This is a genomic window from Brachybacterium sp. SGAir0954 (genome assembly GCF_005490785.1).
Classification (GTDB): domain Bacteria; phylum Actinomycetota; class Actinomycetes; order Actinomycetales; family Dermabacteraceae; genus Brachybacterium; species Brachybacterium rhamnosum.
This window is the reverse complement of record NZ_CP027295.1, coordinates 2,823,015-2,841,882: the sequence shown is the minus strand read 5'-3', so window position 1 is coordinate 2,841,882 and position 18,868 is coordinate 2,823,015. Positions and strand designations below refer to the sequence as shown.

Genomic DNA, 18,868 nt, shown 5'->3' with positions numbered 1-18,868 from the left:
CGGTCACGGCGGAGGGCCGGCGGAGGGGGAGCGGGGTGCGGCGCGATCGCGGCGCACCCCGCTCGGGGTCACCTGGGGGCGGTCAGCCGCCGATCTGCTTGGTGATCTCCTCGCCCGCGGAGGTCATGGTCGACTCCGGGTCGGCGCCGCCGACGATGTTGGCGTCGGCCTGGCCGAGCGGGCCCCAGATGGCGGCCATCTCGGGGATCGCGGGCATCGGCTCGGCGCTGCCGGCGAGCTCCGCGATCTTGACGATCTCGGGGTAGTCGCCGGAGAGCTTCTCCTGCAGCTCGAGGTTGATCGGGGGCAGCTCGTTCTTCGGGAACATCTGCTCGGCGATGTCCGCGGAGGAGGCGACCGCGGTCGCGAACTGCTGCGCGAAGGCGGGGTTCTTGCCGTTGGTCGCGACGTAGAAGGCGTTGACGCCCGCGAAGGGCACCGCGGGGTCCATGCCCTCGAAGCCGGGGACGGCGCTCATGGCGAAGTCGATCTTCGCGGTGCGGATGTCCTCGAGCGCCCACGGGCCCGAGACCAGGTAGGCGGCCTTCCCGTCGGTGAACAGGGAGATCGCGTTGTCGCCAGAGATCGAGGTCTTCAGCACGCCGTCCTTGCCGAGCTCGCCGATCTTCTCGGCGGCCGTGATCGAGCCCTCCTTGCCGACGCCGACGTCGGACGGGTCGAAGTTGCCCTCGCCGTCCTTGCCGAAGAGGTAGCCGCCGGCCGAGGTGTAGAAGGGCTCCATGTGGTAGGCGTCGCCCTGCTCGCCGACCGGGAGCGCGAGGACGTTCTCGGCGCCGCCGGCCTTCGCGGCCTCGACGAGCTCCTCGACCGTCTTCGGCTCGGGGACGTCGGTGAGGGCCTTGTTCGCGAAGAGCACGAGGGTCTCGACCGCGTAGGGGGCGCCGTAGGTCTGACCGTCGTAGGTCACGGCCTCGAGGCCGATCGGGGCGATGGCCTCGGTCGCGGCGGCCGGGAGCTGCACGGGCTGGATGGAGCTGTTCTGGACCAAGTTCCCGATCCAGTCGTGGGCCGCGACGATCATGTCCGGGCCGTTGCCGGCCTGGTTGGCGGTGATGAAGTTGGGCTGGAGGTCCTCGGCGACGGTCTGCACCGCGACGGTGAGGCCGTTGGCCTCGCCCCACGCCTTGGCCGGCTCCTCGAGGGAGACGGCCTTCTCCTCGTCGGTCCAGATGACGAGGTCGGCGTCGGCGCGGGTGACGGCGCCGCCCGCGTCGGAGGCGCCCGAGGCCCCGCCGGCGTCGGAGGCGCCACCGGTGGTGCCCGCGTCGTCGGAGGAGCCACCGCCGCAGGCGGCGAGCAGGGCAGTGGCGGTGGCGGCACCGCTGAGGGCCAGGAAGTTCTTGCGACGGATCAGCACGTCTTCTCCTTCGAATCGTGTCATCCCGGACCACCCTTGGGCCGGTGAATGATGTGAGCACTGTAGATCCACGGATGGAGGATGTGCAAGAATACGCAAGATCTTGCAGGCAACGAATCGGTCACGGCGATGGAGCCACGATCGGAGAGGATGGGCGGCATGGCACGACTCATCGACATCGCCCAGGAGGCCGGTGTGAGCGAGGCGACCGTCTCGCGGGTGCTCAACGGCCGCAGCGGCGTCAACGAGGAGACCCGGCGGGTCGTCATCGACGTCGCGCGGCGGCTCGGCCGCGACGTGGGCCTCGACGCCGTCCGCAGCGGGCCGCTCGTGGGCCTGCTCGTCCCGGACCTCGAGAACCAGGTGTTCACCGCGTGGGCGGAGCGGATCGAGGCGGAGCTCTTCGAGCGCGGCGCCTCGCTCCTGGTCGGGATGCGCGCGCGGACCGTGGACCGCGAGCGGGAGATCCTCCAGCGCTTCCTCTCGAGCGGGGCGGAGGCGATCATCGTCGTCTCCGGCCACCACGCCCAGGAGGTCGGCCCCATGGACCACTACCGCGAGGTGATCGCCGCAGGCACCCCGCTCGTGCTCGTCAACGGCGTGCGCGACGACCTCGACGCCGCCTACCTCTCCACGGACGACGAGCACGCCGTGCGCTCCGCCCTCAGCCACCTCCAGGACCTCGGCCACCGCCGGATCGGCCTGGCGATGGGCGACGAGCACACCTGGCCGGTGCGCGAGAAGCTCCGCGCCTTCGACGAGGGCATGGCCGCCGCCCCGCCCGAGGACCGTCCCGTCGCCTTCACGGACTTCTCCTACGCGGGCGGCTACGAGGCCGCGCGCGACCTCGTGGACCGCGGCGCGACTGCGATCGTCTGCGGGTCCGACGTCATGGCGGCGGGCGCCCTCGAGGCGGTCCGCGCTATGGGGCTGAGCGTGCCCGGGGACGTCTCCGTCGTCGGCTACGACGACGTCTTCTGGGCGGCGCTGACGAACCCGCCGCTGACCACCGTGCGACAGGCCGTGCCGGCCCTCGCACGCGCCGCCGTGCGCGCGGCCCTCGGCGGCGGGGAGCAGTCCCGCCGGCCCGCCCGCACGGAGGTCGTGGTCCGGCCCCAGCTCGTGGCCCGCGGCTCGACCGGCGCGGCCGCTAGCATGGGGCGGTGACCGAGACAGACCGCACCGACAGCTACTCCACCTCCCAGAAGCGCAGCGACGCCCTCTGGGAGAAGATCCGCACCGACCCCTCGGGGCTCCGGATGCTCACCGGCGACCGCCCCACCGGGGCCCTGCACATCGGCCACTACTTCGGCTCGCTGCGCAACCGGGTGCGGCTGCAGGACGCCGGGGTGGAGAGCTGGGTCATCGTCGCGGACTACCAGGTCATCACCGACCGCGAGATCCTCGGAGACATCCAGGGCTCCGTGCGCGAGCTGCTCACCGATTACCTCGCCGCCGGGATCGACCCCGAGCGCTCCACGATCTTCACGCACTCCGCGGTGCCCGCCCTGAACCAGCTCATGCTGCCGTTCCTGTCCCTGGTCACCCAGCCCGAGCTCGAGCGCAACCCCACCGTGAAGGCGGAGCTGCAGGCGGCGGGCAAGACGGCCATGGGCGGCCTCATGCTCACCTACCCCGTGCACCAGGCGGCGGACATCCTCTTCTGCCACGGCAACCTCGTCCCCGTGGGCAAGGACCAGCTGCCGCACATCGAGCAGACCCGCGTCATCGCCCGGCGCTTCAACGAGCGCTACGCGGACGGTGAGGCGTACTTCCCCGAGCCCGACGCGCTGCTCTCCGAGGCGCCCACGATCCTGGGCCTCGACGGCTCCGCGAAGATGAGCAAGTCCCTCGGCAACACCGTCATGCTGCGGATGAGCCCGGAGGAGACGCTCAAGAAGATCAAGAAGGCGAAGACGGACTCGGAGCGGCTGATCACCTACGACCCCGAGAACCGCCTCGAGGTCGCGAACCTGCTCATGCTCTCGTCCCTCTGCTCCGACCGCACGCCGGAGGAGATCGCGGAGGAGATCGGCGACAAGGGCGCCGGCACCCTCAAGATCATGACCGCGGAGCTGATCAACGAGCACCTCGCCCCGCTGCGCGCCCGTCGCGCCGAGCTCGAGAAGGATCCCGGTTACCTCTTCTCCGTGCTCCGCGCGGGCAACGAGCGCGCGAACGCCGTCGCCGACGAGACCCTCGCGCACGTGCGCGAGGTCATGGGGATGGTCTACTGATCCGCTGAGCAGCCGGATGCCGAGGCGGCCCGGATCCCGTCGGGGGTCCGGGCCGCCTCGCGTCGACGGGGAGGGTGGGCTCAGAAGCTGCTCGAGCTGCCCGCGCCGGAGAAGCCGCCGCCCGAGTAGCCGCTCGTGCTGCCGCTCGAGGAGGCCGGCGGGTGGCGGTGGGTGTCCAGGGCCGACGTCGCCCCGCCGTACCAGGCGCCCGTCCACAGCACGGGGCTCAGCGAGTAGTCCGTGGCGTAGGCCCCCGGGTGCCGGGCCTGTCGGCGTTCCCGCACCGAGCTGGGGAACTCGCTCACGAAGCCCTTCTCCGGCTCGGCCTGCCGCATCAGCTCGATCTCGTCGCGGTCCTCCGCGCGGGCGCCGATGACCTCCTCTCGCAGCCGGGAGCTCGCGGTCGCGAGTCGGGCGGTCAGCTCGTCGAGCCGTTCGAGGCACTCGTCCGGGGTCCGGGCGCCCTCGAGGTAGTCGCGCGAGACCTGCTCGAGCTCCGGGGCGACCTCGCGGGCGGTCGCGCGCAGGGCGTCCGCGGCCGCGCTCGGGCCCTTCTCCTCGACCTCGGAGTCGAGGATGGTCTCCTCGACCGCGGCGAGGGACTCGTCGAGCGGTCGCCGCTCCTCCTGCCAGGCGGCGCGATGGTCCCCCGAGCGGCCCAGCAGGTGGGCCGCGTTGATGATGGTGTCGTCCGCGGCGTCGGCGGTGCCCACCGCCTCTTCGTAGTCCTCCCCGAGGCGGGAGGTGGTGGGGGAGATGCCCCAGAGCGGTCCCGGGCGGTCCGGGAGCTGCTGGGCCAGGCGCTCCGCCTCGTCGGCCGAGCGGCGATGGTCCTCGACGTCCGCGAGGACCGCGGCGCCGTAGGAGGAGTCGCGGGGGATCCGCGCCGCGGCGTCCTCGGTCTCCCGTCGGCGGGTGCGGACGTCCTCGTGCTGGGCCCGGGCCTCGGCGACGCGGTGGCGCACGCCCGCGCCGCGCCAGAGGGCGGAGATCGCGCCGATCGCGACGAGCACGAGGGCGACGGCCGCGCCGAGGATCCCCCCGGGGCTCTGCCACCAGGGACGCCCCAGGAGGTCCGCGTACTCCTGCGCCCCGGCCTCGAGCGCGTCCCCCCAGGCGCCGTCGGCGGCGTCGTCGCGCATCGCGTCCTGGACGTCCTCGAAGCCGCTGTCGGAGAGCTTGACGTCGTCGCCGGCGTAGGTGCCGAGCTTGCGCTGGACCGGGTCGAGCGCGACGATCACGACGCCGTCCGCCCAGGTGTCCCCGTCGATCCACTCCGGGTGCTCCGCGCGGGCGTAGGCGAGGACGGCGTCGTTGAGGACGCGGTCGTCCGAGGTGTCCACGTCCTGGGTCGCGGAGTCGAGGATGAGCACCTCGAGCTGCACCTCCTCGCGGAAGGAGACCGCGGAGATGCGGTCCTCGACCGCCTGCGGATCGCCGAGCACCCCGGCCTCGTCGAGGACCTCGACGGCGGGCGGCGTCGCGTGCGCGGCGGGGACCGCCGCGAGCGGGGCGAGGAGGGCCAGCAGGGCGAGGGCGAGCATCAGCAGGCGGTGGCTCCGCTCGTGCGGGCGGCTTCCGGCGCCCGGCGGCAGGGCGTCGGCGATGACGGGGACTGGTGATGCGCTCATGACCCCACCGTAGGCAGGCTCCCGCCGCCGACGGGCCGACGATCGTCGGGAGCTCCGCCCGACGCCGGTCGTCGCCGCATGACGCAGGGTGGACGTGGCTCCCCGATGTCCAGGTGGTCCCACCTATACTCCCCAGAAGCAGAACTTTGCACGGACTCCGCGGACCGCCGTGGCGGCCGCCCCAGGACAGGAGAGAAACCGCATGCCCATCTATGAGAACGTCTCCGAGCTCGTCGGCCGCACCCCGCTCGTGCGCCTGAACCATCTGGGCGAGGACGTCAAGGCGACCGTGCTCGCGAAGCTCGAGTTCTACAACCCCGCCAACTCCGTCAAGGACCGCATCGGCGTGGCCATGATCGACGCCGCGGAGAAGTCCGGCCAGCTGCAGCCCGGCGGCACCATCGTCGAGGCGACCTCCGGCAACACCGGCATCGCGCTCGCCATGATCGGCAGCTCGCGAGGCTACAAGGTCGTCCTCACGATGCCCGAGTCGATGTCCAAGGAGCGCCGCGCGCTGCTGCGCGCCTTCGGTGCGGAGCTCGTGCTCACCGAGGCCCCCAAGGGCATGAAGGGCGCCGTCGAGAAGGCCCAGGAGATCGCCGCGGAGACCGGTGCCGTCCAGGTCAAGCAGTTCGAGAACGAGGCGAACGCCCAGATCCACCGCGACACCACCGCCGAGGAGATCTGGTCCGACACCGAGGGCGAGGTCGACGCGATCGTCGCCGGCATCGGCACCGGCGGCACCATCACCGGCGTGGGCCAGGTGCTCAAGGAGCGCAAGCCCGGCGTGAAGGTCTTCGCCGTCGAGCCCGAGGAGTCCGCGATCCTCAACGGCGGCCAGCCCGGCCCCCACAAGATCCAGGGCATCGGAGCGAACTTCGTGCCCGCCCTCCTGGACACCGAGGTCTACGACGAGGTCCTCGACATCGACGCCGAGACCGCCATGGAGCGCGCCCGCTCCGTCGCCCGCAGCGAGGGTCTGCTCGTCGGCATCTCCTCCGGCGCCGCGATCGAGGCCGCCGTGCGCGTGGGCTCCCGCGAGGAGCTCGCCGGCAGGACGATCGTCGTCATCGTCCCGTCGTTCGGCGAGCGGTACCTCTCCACCCCGCTGTACGCCGAGTACATGGACTGACGGGTGCCCCGTCCCCTCGACCGCGTCCTCGACGCCGTCGCGAGCGTCCGCGAGGACCTCGCGGCGGCGCGTCGACGTGACCCCGCCTCGACCGACGACCTCACGATGCTCCTGAGCTCGCCGGGGCTGCACGCGATCTGGGTGCACCGTGTTGCGCACCGCCTGTGGGCGCGCGGCGACCGCCCCTCGCGCACCGCCGCCGTGGTGCTCGCCCAGGGCGCCCGCTCGATCACCGGCGTGGAGATCCACCCCGGCGCGACCATCGGCCGACGCTTCTTCATCGACCACGGCATGGGCGTGGTGGTGGGGGAGACCGCCGAGGTGGGCGACGACGTCATGCTCTACCACGGGGTCACGCTGGGCGGCCGCTCCATGCAGCGGGTCAAGCGCCACCCCACCGTCGGGGACGGCGCGGTCATCGGCGCAGGTGCCCGCATCATCGGCCCCGTGCTGGTCGGTGCGGGCGCGCAGATCGGCGCCAACGCCGTCGTCGTCAAGGACGTGCCCGACGGCGCCACCGCCGTGGGCGTCCCGGCGACGGTGCGGCGCGGCGCCGCCCATCCCGAGGAGCAGATGGATCCCGCGATCTACATCTGAGCCCGCGCCGCGGGGTCAGGAGCCGAAGGGATCCAGGAAGCTCCGCTGGGCGACGCCGTTGACGGCGCGCTCCCATGCGGGGAGCACCTCATGGGCGTCGCCCTCGATCACGAGGTCGAAGCCCGTGCGCGGCCCCGCCTGGGACGGCGGTTCGAGGTCGACGAGCACGGTCAGCGCGCCCGCCTCCCTCGCGAGGGGCGCGAGCTGCGCCGCCGGGAAGACGACGCCGCTCGTGCCCACCACGGCGAAGAGATCCGCCGAGCGGGCGAGCTCGAGGGCGAGGTCGAGATCCGCCGCGGGCAGCTGCTCGTCGAAGAGCACCACGTCCGGCCGGGTCGGCGCCCCGCACACCGGGCACGCCGCGGGCACGCCGTGGTCCTCCGCGCGCTCACCCGGGCCGGGGGTCGTGGGGGCGCGCCAGTCGCAGCGCGCGTCCAGGCAGGTGGCCCGCAGCGCGCTGCCGTGCAGCTCCGCGACGTCCTCGCTCCCCGCCGCCTGGTGCAGCCCGTCGATGTTCTGCGTGATCACGTGCGCGCCCATCCGGGCGAGCGCGCGGTGGCCGGGGGTGGGGCCGTGAGCCGCGGCGATCCCCGCCATGCGGCCCCACACGCTCCACAGCTGCGGGATCGAGCCGGGGAGCCGGCCGGCGTGCATGGCCGCCTCGAGCTCGGGCTCGAGGTCCCACACGCCGCCCGGCCCCCGGAACGTGCCCAGCCCCGTCCGGGCGCTCAGCCCCGCCCCGGTGAGCACCACGATGCGGTGGTGCTCAGGGCCGGGGACGAACGCGCTGCGACGGGGGGAGGTCACCACTCCTCGTGCTCGCGGGAGTCCCAAGCGGTCTCCTCGCCGAGGTCGAGGGAGGCGAGCAGCGCGCGGTCGGCGTCGTCGAGGGTGAAGCCGTCGAGGGTCGCGTTCTCCCGGCGGCGCTCCGGGTTCGAGGAGCGGGGGATCACGACGACGCCCTGGTCGATCGTCCAGCGCAGGATCACGCGGGAGGTGCTCACACCGTGCTTCTCGGCGACCTTGCGCAGCGCGAACTGCTCGCCCAGGCCCTCGCGGCCGCCGAGCGGGCCCCAGGCCTCGGTGACGATCCCGTGCTCGGCGTGGAAGGCGAGCGACTCCTGGCGGGGCAGGGCGGGGGAGAGCTGGATCTGGTTGACCTCGGGCCACACGCCCGTCGCATCGAAGAGCTCCTGGAGCTGCTCGGGGCGGAAGTTGGAGACGCCGATGTGCTGGGCGAGGCCCTCCTCCTTGAGGTCGATGAGGGTGCGCCAGGTGTCCAGGGCGAGACCGCGCGAGGGGTTCGGCCAGTGGATGAGCAGCAGCGCCACGCGGTCCAGGCCCAGCCGGCGCAGGGACTCCTGGAAGCCCACGCGGGCCTCCGCGCGGCCCTGGTCGCCGCCCGCGATCTTCGTCGCGACGAGCACCTCGTCGAGGTCCACGCCGGAGCGGCGCACGCCCTCGCCCACGGCCGTCTCGTTGCCGTACTGGGCGGCGGTGTCGACGAGGCGGTAGCCCTCGCGCAGCGCGGCCGCGACGACCTCGGCGCCCGCGGGCCCCTTGGGCTGGCCGGTGCCGAGGCCGATCAGCGGGAAGGGGGTGCCGTCGGCGAGGGTCGTGGTGGGGATGCTGAGGCCGGTGGTCTCGGACATGGGTTCTCCTCCGGGGAGCGGGTCTCGGACGTCACCAGGCTAGTCCGCCCGGCGAGGTCCGGGTGCACCGGGGAGGGCCGCTGGTAGCGTGCACGCACCGCGAGGTGAAGGAGAGCCATGACCGCCGCGCCGCCCGCCCGTCCCGCCCGTCCGGTCCTCGGGGTCCTCGACGAGATCTCGCCCCTGCGCTCGGTGATCGTCCACACGCCGGGGCCGGAGATCGACCGCCTCACCCCGGACACCCGCGAGCGCTTCCTCTTCGACGAGGTCCTGTGGGGCGACCGCGCCCGCGCCCAGCACGAGGACTTCATCACCCTGCTCGAGGGCGAGGGGGCGGAGGTGCTGCGCCTCGCGGACCTCCTCCGGGGCGTGCTCGCCGATCCCGCGGCCCGCGAGGAGCTGCTGGAGGGCACCCTGGACCCGTGGGTGCTCGGCGACATGGCCGCGGCCGATCTCCGCGCCGCCTTCCGCGCGCTCGACCCCGACCGACTGCTCACGATCCTCCTCGGCGGGATCACGGTGGGGGAGCTGCGGGCGCTGGGCGTCACCCCCCGCTCCCTCGCCCTGCAGCTCGCGGCCGAGGACGACATGGTGCTCGACCCGCTGCCGAACCACCTGTTCACCCGGGACCCCTCGGCCTGGATCGGGGACACCGCGGTGCTGAGCCCCATGCGCCGGGGTGCGCGCCGGCGCGAGTCCCTCCATCTCGAGGCGGTGTACCGCCACCACCCGCGCTTCGCCGGCACGGGCGAGGGCGCCGGGGCCGGATCGACGGGACTGCGACGGGTGCACGCGCCGGGCCACGGCGGCGGCCGTGCGACCCTCGAGGGCGGCGACGTCATGGTGCTCTCGCCGCGGACCGTCGCGGTGGGGCTCTCCGAGCGCACGAGCGCGGTGGGGGTCGAGCACCTCGCCGCGGCCCTGCTCGAGGACGCCGCCCGCGGGGAGGGCACCGTCGAGCGGGTCGTCGCGATCGCCCTCCCGCACCGGCGCTCGATGATGCACCTGGACACCGTCACCACCGTCGTGGACCACGAGTCGATGCTGCGCTACGGACCGCTCGGCCCGCTGGAGACCATCGAGATCGAGCAGGGTCCCGGAGGACTCGTCACCCGGGCGCACCCGGCGGGCGAGATGGACGCGGTGCTCGCCCGCGGGATGGGGGTCGACGCGCTGCGGGTGATCACGCCCCCGCTCGATCCCACGGCCGCGGCGCGGGAGCAGTGGGACGACGGCTGCAACGTGCTCGCGGTCGCCCCCGGCCGCGTCGTCGCCTACGCCCGAGCGAGCGCGACCAACGACCACCTGCGCTCGCTCGGCATCGAGGTGCTCGAGCTCGACGGGGACGAGCTCGGACGCGGCCGGGGCGGCCCGCGGTGCATGAGCTGCCCCGTGTCCCGCGGCTGAGGGGGGCGGAGGGGCCGGTGCGGGGCCCGCTCAGGCCCGGCGGCGCGTGGGCGGCGGCGGGTCCGCGGAGGTCTGCAGCGCGGCGGGGAGCGTGGGCAGGGTTTCGAGCAGGGAGCGCTCCATGAGCAGCTGCTGGGCCCCGAACTCCTCGAGCCCCTGGCGCACGGTGAAGCCGAGCCGGCGCAGCAGCGCCACGCTCCGCTTGTTCCGGGTCTGGGTGACGGCGATGACGTGCCGGTCCTCGAGATGCTCCTGCGCCCAGGCGAGCACGGCGAGGCACGCCTCCGCGGCGTAGCCCTGGCCGGTGCGCTCGGGCAGCAGCGCGTAGCTGAGCGAGAGCTCGCCGCGGTCGCGGTCCAGGCTGATCGAGCCGATCATCGCGTCGTCCTCGCGCAGCGCGAGCGCCCACTGGCCCCAGCTGAGGCCGAGGGGGGAGAGCTCGAGCGCCTGGCGCGAGGCGTAGTCGACGCTGCCGCCGAGGTACTCCCGCGTCACGGGGTCCGTCATGAGGCGGATGTGGGCGGGACGGTCGGCTTCGCGGGCCTCACGGATCGAGAGCCTGTCGCTCTGCATCCGCACCGGCCATTCCCAGGCGCCCGTCGTCGTCACGCCCCCACCGTACCGGGCGGCGGGGGCCTGGCGGCGGGCTCCGCCGAACTCGCCGTGACCACCGCGGGCTGGCGGTAGGGTGACCCTGCGTCCGGCCGTGCCGGGCGCGTCAGGGCCAGCACCTCGAAGGAGACCCATGTCCGCGTCGGACCTCCGCAGCACCCCCCTCGAGCAGGTGCACGAGCGCCTCGGTGCGACGTTCACCGACTTCGCCGGTTGGAGGATGCCCGTCCGCTACGGCTCCGACCTCGCCGAGCACGCCGCCGTGCGCACCTCCGCGGGGCTCTTCGACCTCTCGCACATGGGGGAGATCCACGTGCGCGGCCCGCAGGCGGGGGAGCTGCTCGACCACGCGCTCGCCGGGAAGCTCTCCTCGATGAGCGTGGGCCGGGCCAAGTACTCGCTGCTGCTCGCCGAGGACGGCGGCGTCATCGACGACCTCATCACCTACCGCCTCGCCGAGGACCACTTCCTCACCGTCCCCAACGCCTCGAACGCCGCGGCGGACCTCGCCGCGCTGCAGGAGCGCGCCGCCGGCTTCGACGCCGAGGTGCGCGACGCCTCCCTCGAGACCGCGCTGATCGCCGTGCAGGGACCTGCGAGCGAGGAGATCCTCGTGGCGGCGCTGCTCGGGGCCGACGGCGGCACGGAGGGGTTCACGGCGGAGGACCTCGCGGCCCTGCGCTACTACCGGGCGCTGGCGGGCACCTACCGCGGCGAGGAGCTGCTGGTCGCACGCACCGGGTACACCGGCGAGGACGGCTTCGAGCTCTACGTGCCGAACGAGCTCGCCGAGCAGCTGTGGGATCAGCTCACCGCCGCCGGCGGGGACCGCCTCACGCCGTGCGGCCTCGCCTGCCGCGACACCCTCCGCCTCGAGGCGGGCATGCCGCTGTACGGGCACGAGCTCTCCCTCGACCTCGACCCCCGTCAGGCGAACCTCGGCCCCGTCGTGGCGCTGCGCTCCAAGGAGGACTTCGTGGGCCGCGCCGCCTACGAGGCCGCGGATCCCTCCGTCCTCCCCGTGCTCGTCGGCCTCGCCGGCGAGGGCCGCCGCGCCGGCCGCGCCGAGGCCGCCGTGCGGACCCCGGAGGGCGAGGCGATCGGCCGCGTCACCTCCGGGGCGCTCTCGCCGACTCTCGGCCACCCGATCGCGCTCGCGCTCGTGCGGCCCGACCTCGCCGCCGTCGGCACACCGCTCGTGATCGACGTGCGCGGCAAGGACCTCCCGGTCGCCGTCGTCGAGCTCCCCTTCTACTCCCGCGCCTGACGCCGTCCGGCACGACCTCCGCACCCCGAGGAAGGACCACCCCATGTCCGACGAGATCCGCTACAGCAAGGACCACGAGTGGGTCCGCATCGACGCCGACGGCCACGCCGTCATCGGCGTCACCGACTTCGCCGCCGGCCAGCTGGGCGACGTCGTCTACGTCGACCTGCCCGCCGTGGGCGACGAGCTCACCGCCGGCACCGAGATGGGCGAGATCGAGTCGACGAAGTCCGTCTCGGACCTGTTCTCGCCGATCGACGGCACCGTCCTCGAGCAGAACCAGGAGGTCGTCGACGCGCCCGAGCTCGTGAACTCCTCGCCCTTCGAGAAGGGATGGCTCCTCAAGGCGAGCTTCGAGGAGCTCCCGGAGGATCTGCTCTCCGCGGACGAGTACCGCGAGCTCACCCAGTCCTGAGCGGAGCCGACGGCCCCGCGGCACCCGCCGCGGGGCCGTCGGACGTCCTGCCCCTCGTGCGGCCCACCCCCGCCGCGCACCGCCGCCCGCCCCTCACCCCCCGGGAGCCCCAGCTCGATGACCGCCCAGCCCGTCCCCTCCCACGAGTCCTTCGTGCCGCGGCACGTGGGCACCGACCCCGCCGCCCAGGAGCGCATGCTCGCCGCGCTCGGCTACGCCACGCTCGACGAGATGCTGCAGGCCGCCGTCCCCTCGACGATCCTGCTCGACGAAGAGGCCCGCGAGGCCACCTCCGTCCCCTCCGGCGTCACCGAGCCCGTCGCCCTCGCCGAGCTGCGCGCCCTCGCCGACCGCAACACCGTGCGCCGCTCGCTCCTCGGCACCGGCTACTTCGGCACGCACACCCCCGCGGTCATCCAGCGCAACGTGCTCGAGAACCCCGCCTGGTACACGGCCTACACGCCCTACCAGCCCGAGATCTCCCAGGGCCGCCTCGAGGCGCTCCTGACCTTCCAGACGATGATCTGCGACCTCACCGGGATGGACGTCTCCAACGCCTCGACCCTCGACGAGGCGACCTCCGCCGCGGAGGCGCTCATGCTCGCCCGCCGCACCGCGAAGCGGAAGGCGCCCGTGTTCCTCGTCGACGCGGACGCGCTCCCCGCCACGAAGGACGTGCTCGCGGGCCGTGCCGCGGGGCTCGGCATCGAGCTGCGCGAGGTGGACTTCGCGGTCGACGGGGCCCCCGAGGGGGAGGACTACCTCGGCGCCCTCGTCCAGTACCCGGGCGCCTCCGGCCGCGTGTGGGACCCGAGCGAGGTGCTCGCCGCCGTCACCGCGAGCAAGGCCGTCGCGATCGTCGCCGCGGACCTCCTCGCCCTCACCCGCCTCGCCTCGCCGGGCTCGCTCGGCGCGGACGTCGTCATCGGCTCCTCGCAGCGCTTCGGCATCCCGCTCGGCTTCGGCGGCCCCCATGCGGGCTTCGTCGCCGTGCGCAAGGGCCTCGAGCGGCAGCTGCCCGGCCGGCTCGTCGGCATCTCCGTGGACGCCGACGGCAACCCCGCCTTCCGGCTCTCGCTGCAGACCCGCGAGCAGCACATCCGCCGCGAGAAGGCGACCAGCTCGATCACGACCGCGCAGGTCCTGCTCGCCGTCATGGCCGCCATGTACGCCGTCTACCACGGGCCCGAGGGGCTCGCCGCGATCGGCGGGCAGGTCGCGGACCGCACCGCGACCCTCGCCGCGCAGCTGCGCGCGAGCGGCTTCGCGCTCGTCCACGACTCCTTCTTCGACACCCTCGAGATCCGCACGGCCGCCCGCGCGCCGGAGATCGTCGCGGCCGCCGCGGAGTCCGGATGGCTGCTTCGCGCCGTGGACGCGGACGTCGTCCACCTCTCCCTCGACGAGACGGTCACCGAGGCCGATCTCGCCGGGATCGCCGCGGTGCTCGCCCCCTTCGCGGAGACCCCGGGCGCCGAGCTCACGCCCGTGGAGTCCGGCGAGGGCTGGGGGGAGCTCGTGCGCGAGGTCGACTACCTGCGCCACCCCGTCTTCTCCTCCTTCCGCTCGGAGACCGCGATGATGCGCTACCTGCGCCGCCTCGCGGACCGCGACTTCGCGCTGGACCGCGGGATGATCCCGCTCGGCTCCTGCACGATGAAGCTCAACGCCGCGACCGAGATGGCGGGCATCACCTGGTCCGGCTTCAACGCCGTGCACCCGCTCGCCCCGCGCGAGGACGTGGAGGGCTACCTCGACCTGGTCACCCAGCTCGAGCAGTGGCTCGCGGACCTCACGGGCTACGACACGGTCTCCCTGCAGCCCAACGCCGGCTCCCAGGGCGAGTTCGCGGGCCTGCTCGCGATCCGCGCGTACCACGCCTCCCGCGGCGAGGGCTCGCGGGACGTGTGCCTCGTGCCGAGCTCCGCCCACGGCACGAACGCGGCCTCCGCCGTGAACGCCGGCCTGCGGGTCGTGGTCGTCGCCTCCGACGAGCGCGGCAACATCGACCTCGACGACCTCCAGCAGAAGATCAAGGACCACGGCGAGGAGCTCGCCGCGATCATGATCACCTACCCCTCCACGCACGGCGTCTACGAGGAGCAGGTGCGGACGGTCTGCCAGCTCGTGCACGACGCGGGCGGCCAGGTCTACGTGGACGGCGCGAACCTCAACGCGCTGCTGCAGGTCGCGCGGCCCGGTGAGTTCGGCGGCGACGTCTCCCACCTGAACCTCCACAAGACGTTCTGCATCCCCCACGGCGGCGGCGGACCGGGCGTGGGCCCGGTCGCCGCGAAGGCGCACCTCGCCCCGTTCCTGCCCGGCCATCCCGCGATCCAGCAGGCCGAGCATCCCGTGACCGGGGCCGGCGCGCAGATGCACGGCGGCGCCCCGGTGTCCCAGGCGCCCTACGGCTCCGCCTCGATCCTCCCGATCTCCTGGACCTACATCCGGCTCATGGGACCCGAGGGGCTGCGGCACGCGACCGCCTCCGCGGTGCTCGCCGCGAACTACCTCGCCGCCCGGCTCTCCGAGGCGTACGAGATCCTCTACACGGGGGAGAACGGGCTCGTCGCCCACGAGTGCATCGTGGACCTGCGCCCCTTCACCGCCCGCACCGGGATCACCGTGGACGACGTCGCCAAGCGTCTCGTGGACTACGGCTTCCACGCGCCCACCATGTCCTTCCCGGTGGCGGGCACGCTCATGGTCGAGCCCACGGAGTCTGAGGACCTCGTCGAGCTGGATCGCTTCGTCGACGCGATGCTCATGATCGCGAAGGAGGCCGAGCAGGTCGCCGCGGGCGTCTGGCCGGCCGACGACAACCCGCTCGTGGGCGCCCCGCACACCGCGGCGTCGGTCGTCGCGGGGGAGTGGACCCACCCCTACTCCCGCGAGGTGGCCGTGTACCCGGGCACCTGGGCCACGCCCGAGGACCTCTCCGTGCACGACAGCGTCCAGATGCGGATCCAGTCGAAGTACTGGCCCGCCGTGCGCCGCATCGACCAGGCCCACGGGGACCGCAACCTCGTGGCGACCTGGCCCCGCGACTGAGCAGGGCGCCCCACCCGCCGCCGGCCCGTCGGAGCACCGCTCCGACGGGCCGGCGGCATGTGAACGGTCGTGACGCGCAGATGACGAATGGACGATCAGGCCGCTAGCCTGCACGTATGACCGAGATCCTCACCACGCACGCCGGCTCCCTGCCCCGCAGCCCCGAGCTCATCGCCGCCAACTCCGCCCGCCAGGTGGGCGAGGACGGCCTGACCCCGCAGCCCACGGACGAGTTCCGCGGTGTGTTGCGCCAGGCCGTGGCGGACGTCGTCGCGAAGCAGCGCGAGATCGGCATCTCGATCCCGAACGACGGCGAGTACGGGCACCTCATGACCTCCGCCGTCAACTACGGCGCCTGGTGGTCCTACATCTTCGACCGCGTCGACGGCCTCGAGCTCACGGGGGAGGACCACTTCTCCTCGGAGCCGGTGCGCTCGTCCCCCGGTGACGTGCGCCTGACGGTCTTCCCGGACCGCCGCGACTGGACGATCTTCCAGCGCGCGTACCAGGACCCGACCTCCGGGATCACCGTCGGCGCGCAGACGACGTTCCCGGCCGCGACCGGCCCCGTCTCCTACTCGGCAGCGGGCCGGGAGCTCGTCGCCCAGGACACCGCGAACCTCCGCGCCGCGCTCGACGCCTCGGGCTACGCGACCGGCTTCCTGCCCTCTCTCTCCCCGGGCTCCGGCAGCCGCATCGTCGACGCCCACTACGGGACCGTCGACGCCTTCCTCGACGCCTGGGTCGAGGTCATGGCTCCCGAGTACGAGGCGATCGCCGCGGCCGGCCTCATCGTGCAGGTCGACGACCCCTCGATCGCGGAGAACTGGGACCAGATCAACCCCGAGCCGAGCGTCGAGGACTACGTCGCCTTCACCCGCAAGCGCGTCGAGGCCGTGAACCGCGCGCTCGCGAACGTGCCCACCGAGCAGACCCGGTTCCACCTGTGCTGGGGCTCGTGGCACGGCCCCCACACGACGGACATCGAGCTGCGCCACATCGTGGGTCTCCTGCTCGAGATCGACGCGAAGTACTACTCCTTCGAGGCCGGCAACGTGCGCCATGAGCACGAGTGGACCGTGTGGCAGGACGTCGAGCTGCCCGAGGGCAAGGTCATCGTGCCCGGTGTCGTCTCCCACGCCACCAACGTCGTCGAGCACCCCGAGCTCGTCGCCCAGCGCATCGAGCGCTTCGCGCGGATCGTCGGCCCCGAGCGCGTGATTGCCTCGACGGACTGCGGTCTGGGCGGGCGCATCCACCCCGACATCGCGTGGGCGAAGCTCGAGTCGCTCGTCGCGGGCGCCCGGATCGCCTCCTCCCGCCTCTGAGTGCCGGGGCGCCCGGGGGAGCGAAGAGTTCACCCGGGCGTCCCCGATGTGTCACACGTCGGTGGGGCCGTGGAAACGGCGGGGGCGGAGCATCGCCGGTGTGAGGATCCTCGTCATCACCGAATCGTTCCTTCCGCACATGAACGGCGTCACCAACTCCGTGCTCCGCGTCGTGGACCACTTCGCGGGCCAGGGTGACGACCTCGAGATCATCGCCCCCCAGTGGCCGCACGCCGACCGCTTCTGGCGCACCTCGGGTGGCCGTCGGGTCCGCGTGCACCGAGTGGCCTCGGTGCCGCTGGCCGGCTACACCGACGTGCGGATCGCGGCGGCGAGCGCGACCGGTCTGCGCCGCCGGATCGCCGATTTCGCCCCGGACGTCATCCACCTCGCCTCGCCCACGATCCTCGGGGGTCGTGCGGTCGTCGCCGCGCAGAAGGCCGGCGTCCCCACCGTCGCCGTCTACCAGACCGACATCCCCGGCTACACCGCCAAGTACGGGATGCCGTTCCTCGAGGCCGCGTCCTGGCAGCTGCTCAAGGACGTCCACAACCGTGCGACCGTGAACCTCGCGCCCTCCACCGCGACCCGTGACCAGCTCGCGGCCCACGGGGTGGAGCGGCTCGCGCTGTGGCGCCGCGGCGTGGACACCTCCCTCTTCTCCCCGTCGCTGCGCAGCGCCCGGCTGCGGGCCCGCTACGCGGAGGCCGACGAGAAGCTCGTGGTCTACGTGGGCCGCCTCGCTCCGGAGAAGCAGGTCGCGGATCTCCAGGTCATCCATGACATGCCGGGGGTGCGGCTGCTCGTGGTGGGCGACGGGCCCGAGCGGGACGCGCTGCGCCGGGCCATGCCGCGGGCGCGCTTCGCGGGGTTCCGCTCCGGCACGGACCTCGCCGCGCACCTCGCGAGCGCGGACCTCTTCATCCACCCCGGCGAGCTCGAGACCTTCGGGCAGACCATCCAGGAGGCCATGGCGTCGGGGCTGCCGGTCATCGCCCCGCGCCGCGGGGGACCGGTCGATCTCGTGACGCCGAGCCGGACCGGCTGGCTGTACACGCCGGGCATGCTCGACGAGCTCCGCGACCACGCCGCGGATCTCCTGTTCGACGACGCGAAGCGGCTCGCGTTCGGGCGGGCGGCGCTGGACTCGGTGCGCAAGCGCACCTGGCCGGTCCTCGCCGAGCAGCTCCGCGGCCACTACGCGACGGCGATCGCCCGGCACGCGGACGTGCACCAGCGCACCGTCCGCTGAACCGGGAGCGCGCCGTCGCATCCGGTCGCCGTCACATTCGGCCACAGATGTCGCCGCGGGTGCGCGCGATGGGGTGACATGGTCCTGTCGCCGCACGGCGGCCACCCTGCCCGCGGAAAGGACCACTCATGGCGCAGCGCCCCACCACCCGTCGCCCGCTCATCGGCGTGACCGCAGGGACCGGCCGCATGATGTCCGGCGCGTGGGAGGGGCACGAGGCCGTGACCCTCACCGCGCACTACGTCCGCGCGATCCGCGAGGCCGGCGCCCGTGCCGTGATCATCGCCCCGCAGGACGAGTGGACGGACGAGGAGGTCCAGGACCTCGACGGCCTCGTCCTCACCGGCGGCACCGATCTGGACCCCGCGCTCCTGGGCGAGGCCCCGCGGGAGACCGACATGGCGGCGGACCCGGCGCGCGACGCCTTCGAGACCGCGCTGTACCGTGCCGCGCGCCGCACCGGGGTGCCCGTGCTCGGCGTCTGCCGGGGCCTGCAGCTCGTCGTCGTCGCCGAGGGCGGCGACCTCCACCGTCATCTCCCCGTGGACCTCCCCGCGCATCCGCTCACGGGCATCGTCCCGACGCCCGTGACCGCGGAGGTCGACGCGGACAGCGACACCGCGCTCGCTGTCGGCACCCGCGCCGAGGTCACCGCCTTCCACCATCAGGGCGTGCGCGAGGTGCCCTCCTCGCTGCGTGTCGTGGCCCGCCACGCGAGCGGCCTCCCGCTCGCCGTCGAGGCCGTCGCCGGCAGCCCCGTCATCGCGGTGCAGTGGCACCCCGAGCTCGAGAGCGGGTACGGACCGGGGGAGGGCCTGTTCGCGGCGCTCGTCACGGCGTTGCGCACGGCGGGCCGGTCCGCGGCACCGTCGGCGCTGGTCTAGGATGGGCCACGACCGTCTGCGC

Annotated in this window: 16 protein-coding genes; 11 read left to right on the top strand and 5 right to left on the bottom strand. The window is 73.5% G+C overall.

Annotation, left to right across the window (positions count from 1 at the left end; genetic code table 11):
* Positions 1 to 82: 82 nt before the first annotated feature.
* The gene (locus C1N80_RS12775; RefSeq protein ID WP_137771118.1) at positions 83 to 1,378 is read right to left on the bottom strand and encodes an extracellular solute-binding protein; all 1,296 of its coding nucleotides are present in this window, start codon (positions 1,376 to 1,378) and stop codon (positions 83 to 85) included.
* Positions 1,379 to 1,537: 159 nt separating this feature from the next.
* Between C1N80_RS12775 and C1N80_RS12770 the strand changes: the two genes are divergently transcribed.
* Entirely contained in the window at positions 1,538 to 2,545 is a 1,008-nt protein-coding gene (locus C1N80_RS12770; protein WP_137771117.1) for a LacI family DNA-binding transcriptional regulator, read from the top strand.
* The gene (gene trpS / locus C1N80_RS12765) at positions 2,542 to 3,615 is read left to right on the top strand and encodes a tryptophan--tRNA ligase (protein ID WP_137771116.1); all 1,074 of its coding nucleotides are present in this window, start codon (positions 2,542 to 2,544) and stop codon (positions 3,613 to 3,615) included. Before C1N80_RS12770 ends, trpS begins: the two co-directional genes overlap by 4 nt.
* 80 nt (positions 3,616 to 3,695) lie before the next feature.
* Here trpS and C1N80_RS12760 read toward each other — a convergent pair whose 3' ends face one another.
* Positions 3,696 to 5,246: a DUF5129 domain-containing protein gene (locus C1N80_RS12760; protein WP_137771115.1), complete on the bottom strand. Its 1,551-nt coding sequence runs from the start codon at positions 5,244 to 5,246 to the stop codon at positions 3,696 to 3,698.
* Positions 5,247 to 5,448: 202 nt separating this feature from the next.
* Here C1N80_RS12760 and cysK point away from each other — a divergent pair, with 202 nt between their 5' ends.
* Positions 5,449 to 6,378, top strand: coding sequence for a cysteine synthase A (gene cysK, locus C1N80_RS12755; protein WP_137771114.1), 930 nt, complete (start codon positions 5,449 to 5,451; stop codon positions 6,376 to 6,378).
* A 3-nt stretch (positions 6,379 to 6,381) separates the two neighbouring features.
* The gene (gene epsC / locus C1N80_RS12750) at positions 6,382 to 6,975 is read left to right on the top strand and encodes a serine O-acetyltransferase EpsC (protein WP_137771113.1); all 594 of its coding nucleotides are present in this window, start codon (positions 6,382 to 6,384) and stop codon (positions 6,973 to 6,975) included.
* A gap of 15 nt (positions 6,976 to 6,990) precedes the next feature.
* On the opposite strand, the gene C1N80_RS12745 is transcribed toward epsC, so the two are convergent.
* Together C1N80_RS12745 and C1N80_RS12740 are read right to left on the bottom strand one after the other, a co-directional pair.
* A complete protein-coding gene (locus C1N80_RS12745; RefSeq protein WP_137771112.1) occupies positions 6,991 to 7,782 on the bottom strand; it encodes a Sir2 family NAD-dependent protein deacetylase in 792 nt (263 codons plus the stop codon).
* Positions 7,779 to 8,627 carry an aldo/keto reductase gene (locus C1N80_RS12740; protein WP_137771111.1) on the bottom strand — a complete coding sequence of 283 codons (849 nt, stop codon included), beginning with the start codon at positions 8,625 to 8,627 and terminating at the stop codon, positions 7,779 to 7,781. Before C1N80_RS12740 ends, C1N80_RS12745 begins: the two co-directional genes overlap by 4 nt.
* 117 nt (positions 8,628 to 8,744) lie before the next feature.
* On the opposite strand from C1N80_RS12740, the gene C1N80_RS12735 reads away from it, so the two are divergent.
* Complete coding sequence (locus tag C1N80_RS12735; RefSeq protein WP_137771110.1) at positions 8,745 to 10,034, top strand: arginine deiminase family protein; 1,290 nt, start codon at positions 8,745 to 8,747, stop codon at positions 10,032 to 10,034.
* 30 nt (positions 10,035 to 10,064) lie between these two features.
* On the opposite strand, the gene C1N80_RS12730 is transcribed toward C1N80_RS12735, so the two are convergent.
* Positions 10,065 to 10,643: a GNAT family N-acetyltransferase gene (locus tag C1N80_RS12730; RefSeq protein WP_240811124.1), complete on the bottom strand. Its 579-nt coding sequence runs from the start codon at positions 10,641 to 10,643 to the stop codon at positions 10,065 to 10,067.
* Positions 10,644 to 10,779: 136 nt separating this feature from the next.
* Here C1N80_RS12730 and gcvT point away from each other — a divergent pair, with 136 nt between their 5' ends.
* The 6 genes from gcvT to C1N80_RS12700 all read left to right on the top strand — a co-directional run bounded on the left by gcvT (position 10,780) and on the right by C1N80_RS12700 (position 18,846).
* Positions 10,780 to 11,913 (top strand): glycine cleavage system aminomethyltransferase GcvT, encoded by a 1,134-nt coding sequence (gcvT, locus tag C1N80_RS12725; protein WP_137771109.1) that lies wholly within the window; start codon positions 10,780 to 10,782, stop codon positions 11,911 to 11,913.
* Positions 11,914 to 11,956: 43 nt separating this feature from the next.
* Positions 11,957 to 12,328 carry a glycine cleavage system protein GcvH gene (gcvH, locus tag C1N80_RS12720; protein WP_137771108.1) on the top strand — a complete coding sequence of 124 codons (372 nt, stop codon included), beginning with the start codon at positions 11,957 to 11,959 and terminating at the stop codon, positions 12,326 to 12,328.
* Positions 12,329 to 12,445: 117 nt separating this feature from the next.
* Positions 12,446 to 15,382, top strand: a complete 2,937-nt coding sequence (gene gcvP, locus C1N80_RS12715) for an aminomethyl-transferring glycine dehydrogenase (protein ID WP_137771107.1) — start codon at positions 12,446 to 12,448, stop codon at positions 15,380 to 15,382.
* Positions 15,383 to 15,498: 116 nt separating this feature from the next.
* Positions 15,499 to 16,710: a cobalamin-independent methionine synthase II family protein gene (locus tag C1N80_RS12710; protein ID WP_137771106.1), complete on the top strand. Its 1,212-nt coding sequence runs from the start codon at positions 15,499 to 15,501 to the stop codon at positions 16,708 to 16,710.
* 100 nt (positions 16,711 to 16,810) lie between these two features.
* The gene (locus C1N80_RS12705; protein ID WP_137771105.1) at positions 16,811 to 17,962 is read left to right on the top strand and encodes a glycosyltransferase family 1 protein; all 1,152 of its coding nucleotides are present in this window, start codon (positions 16,811 to 16,813) and stop codon (positions 17,960 to 17,962) included.
* Between the two features lie 128 nt (positions 17,963 to 18,090).
* Positions 18,091 to 18,846 carry a gamma-glutamyl-gamma-aminobutyrate hydrolase family protein gene (locus C1N80_RS12700; RefSeq protein WP_137771104.1) on the top strand — a complete coding sequence of 252 codons (756 nt, stop codon included), beginning with the start codon at positions 18,091 to 18,093 and terminating at the stop codon, positions 18,844 to 18,846.
* Positions 18,847 to 18,868 lie beyond the last annotated feature (22 nt).

What these genes read in the sequence shown, in the direction of transcription:
- C1N80_RS12735 (WP_137771110.1), top strand. Translation starts at nt 8,745, where the DNA reads ATGACCGCCGCGCCGCCCGCCCGTCCCGCCCGTCCGGTCCTCGGGGTC.
- C1N80_RS12770 (WP_137771117.1), top strand. Translation starts at nt 1,538, where the DNA reads ATGGCACGACTCATCGACATCGCCCAGGAGGCCGGTGTGAGCGAGGCG.
- C1N80_RS12700 (WP_137771104.1), top strand. Translation starts at nt 18,091, where the DNA reads ATGGCGCAGCGCCCCACCACCCGTCGCCCGCTCATCGGCGTGACCGCA.
- cysK (WP_137771114.1), top strand. Translation starts at nt 5,449, where the DNA reads ATGCCCATCTATGAGAACGTCTCCGAGCTCGTCGGCCGCACCCCGCTC.
- gcvH (WP_137771108.1), top strand. Translation starts at nt 11,957, where the DNA reads ATGTCCGACGAGATCCGCTACAGCAAGGACCACGAGTGGGTCCGCATC.
- C1N80_RS12710 (WP_137771106.1), top strand. Translation starts at nt 15,499, where the DNA reads ATGACCGAGATCCTCACCACGCACGCCGGCTCCCTGCCCCGCAGCCCC.
- gcvP (WP_137771107.1), top strand. Translation starts at nt 12,446, where the DNA reads ATGACCGCCCAGCCCGTCCCCTCCCACGAGTCCTTCGTGCCGCGGCAC.
- C1N80_RS12760 (WP_137771115.1), bottom strand. Translation starts at nt 5,246, where the DNA reads ATGAGCGCATCACCAGTCCCCGTCATCGCCGACGCCCTGCCGCCGGGC.
- gcvT (WP_137771109.1), top strand. Translation starts at nt 10,780, where the DNA reads ATGTCCGCGTCGGACCTCCGCAGCACCCCCCTCGAGCAGGTGCACGAG.
- C1N80_RS12740 (WP_137771111.1), bottom strand. Translation starts at nt 8,627, where the DNA reads ATGTCCGAGACCACCGGCCTCAGCATCCCCACCACGACCCTCGCCGAC.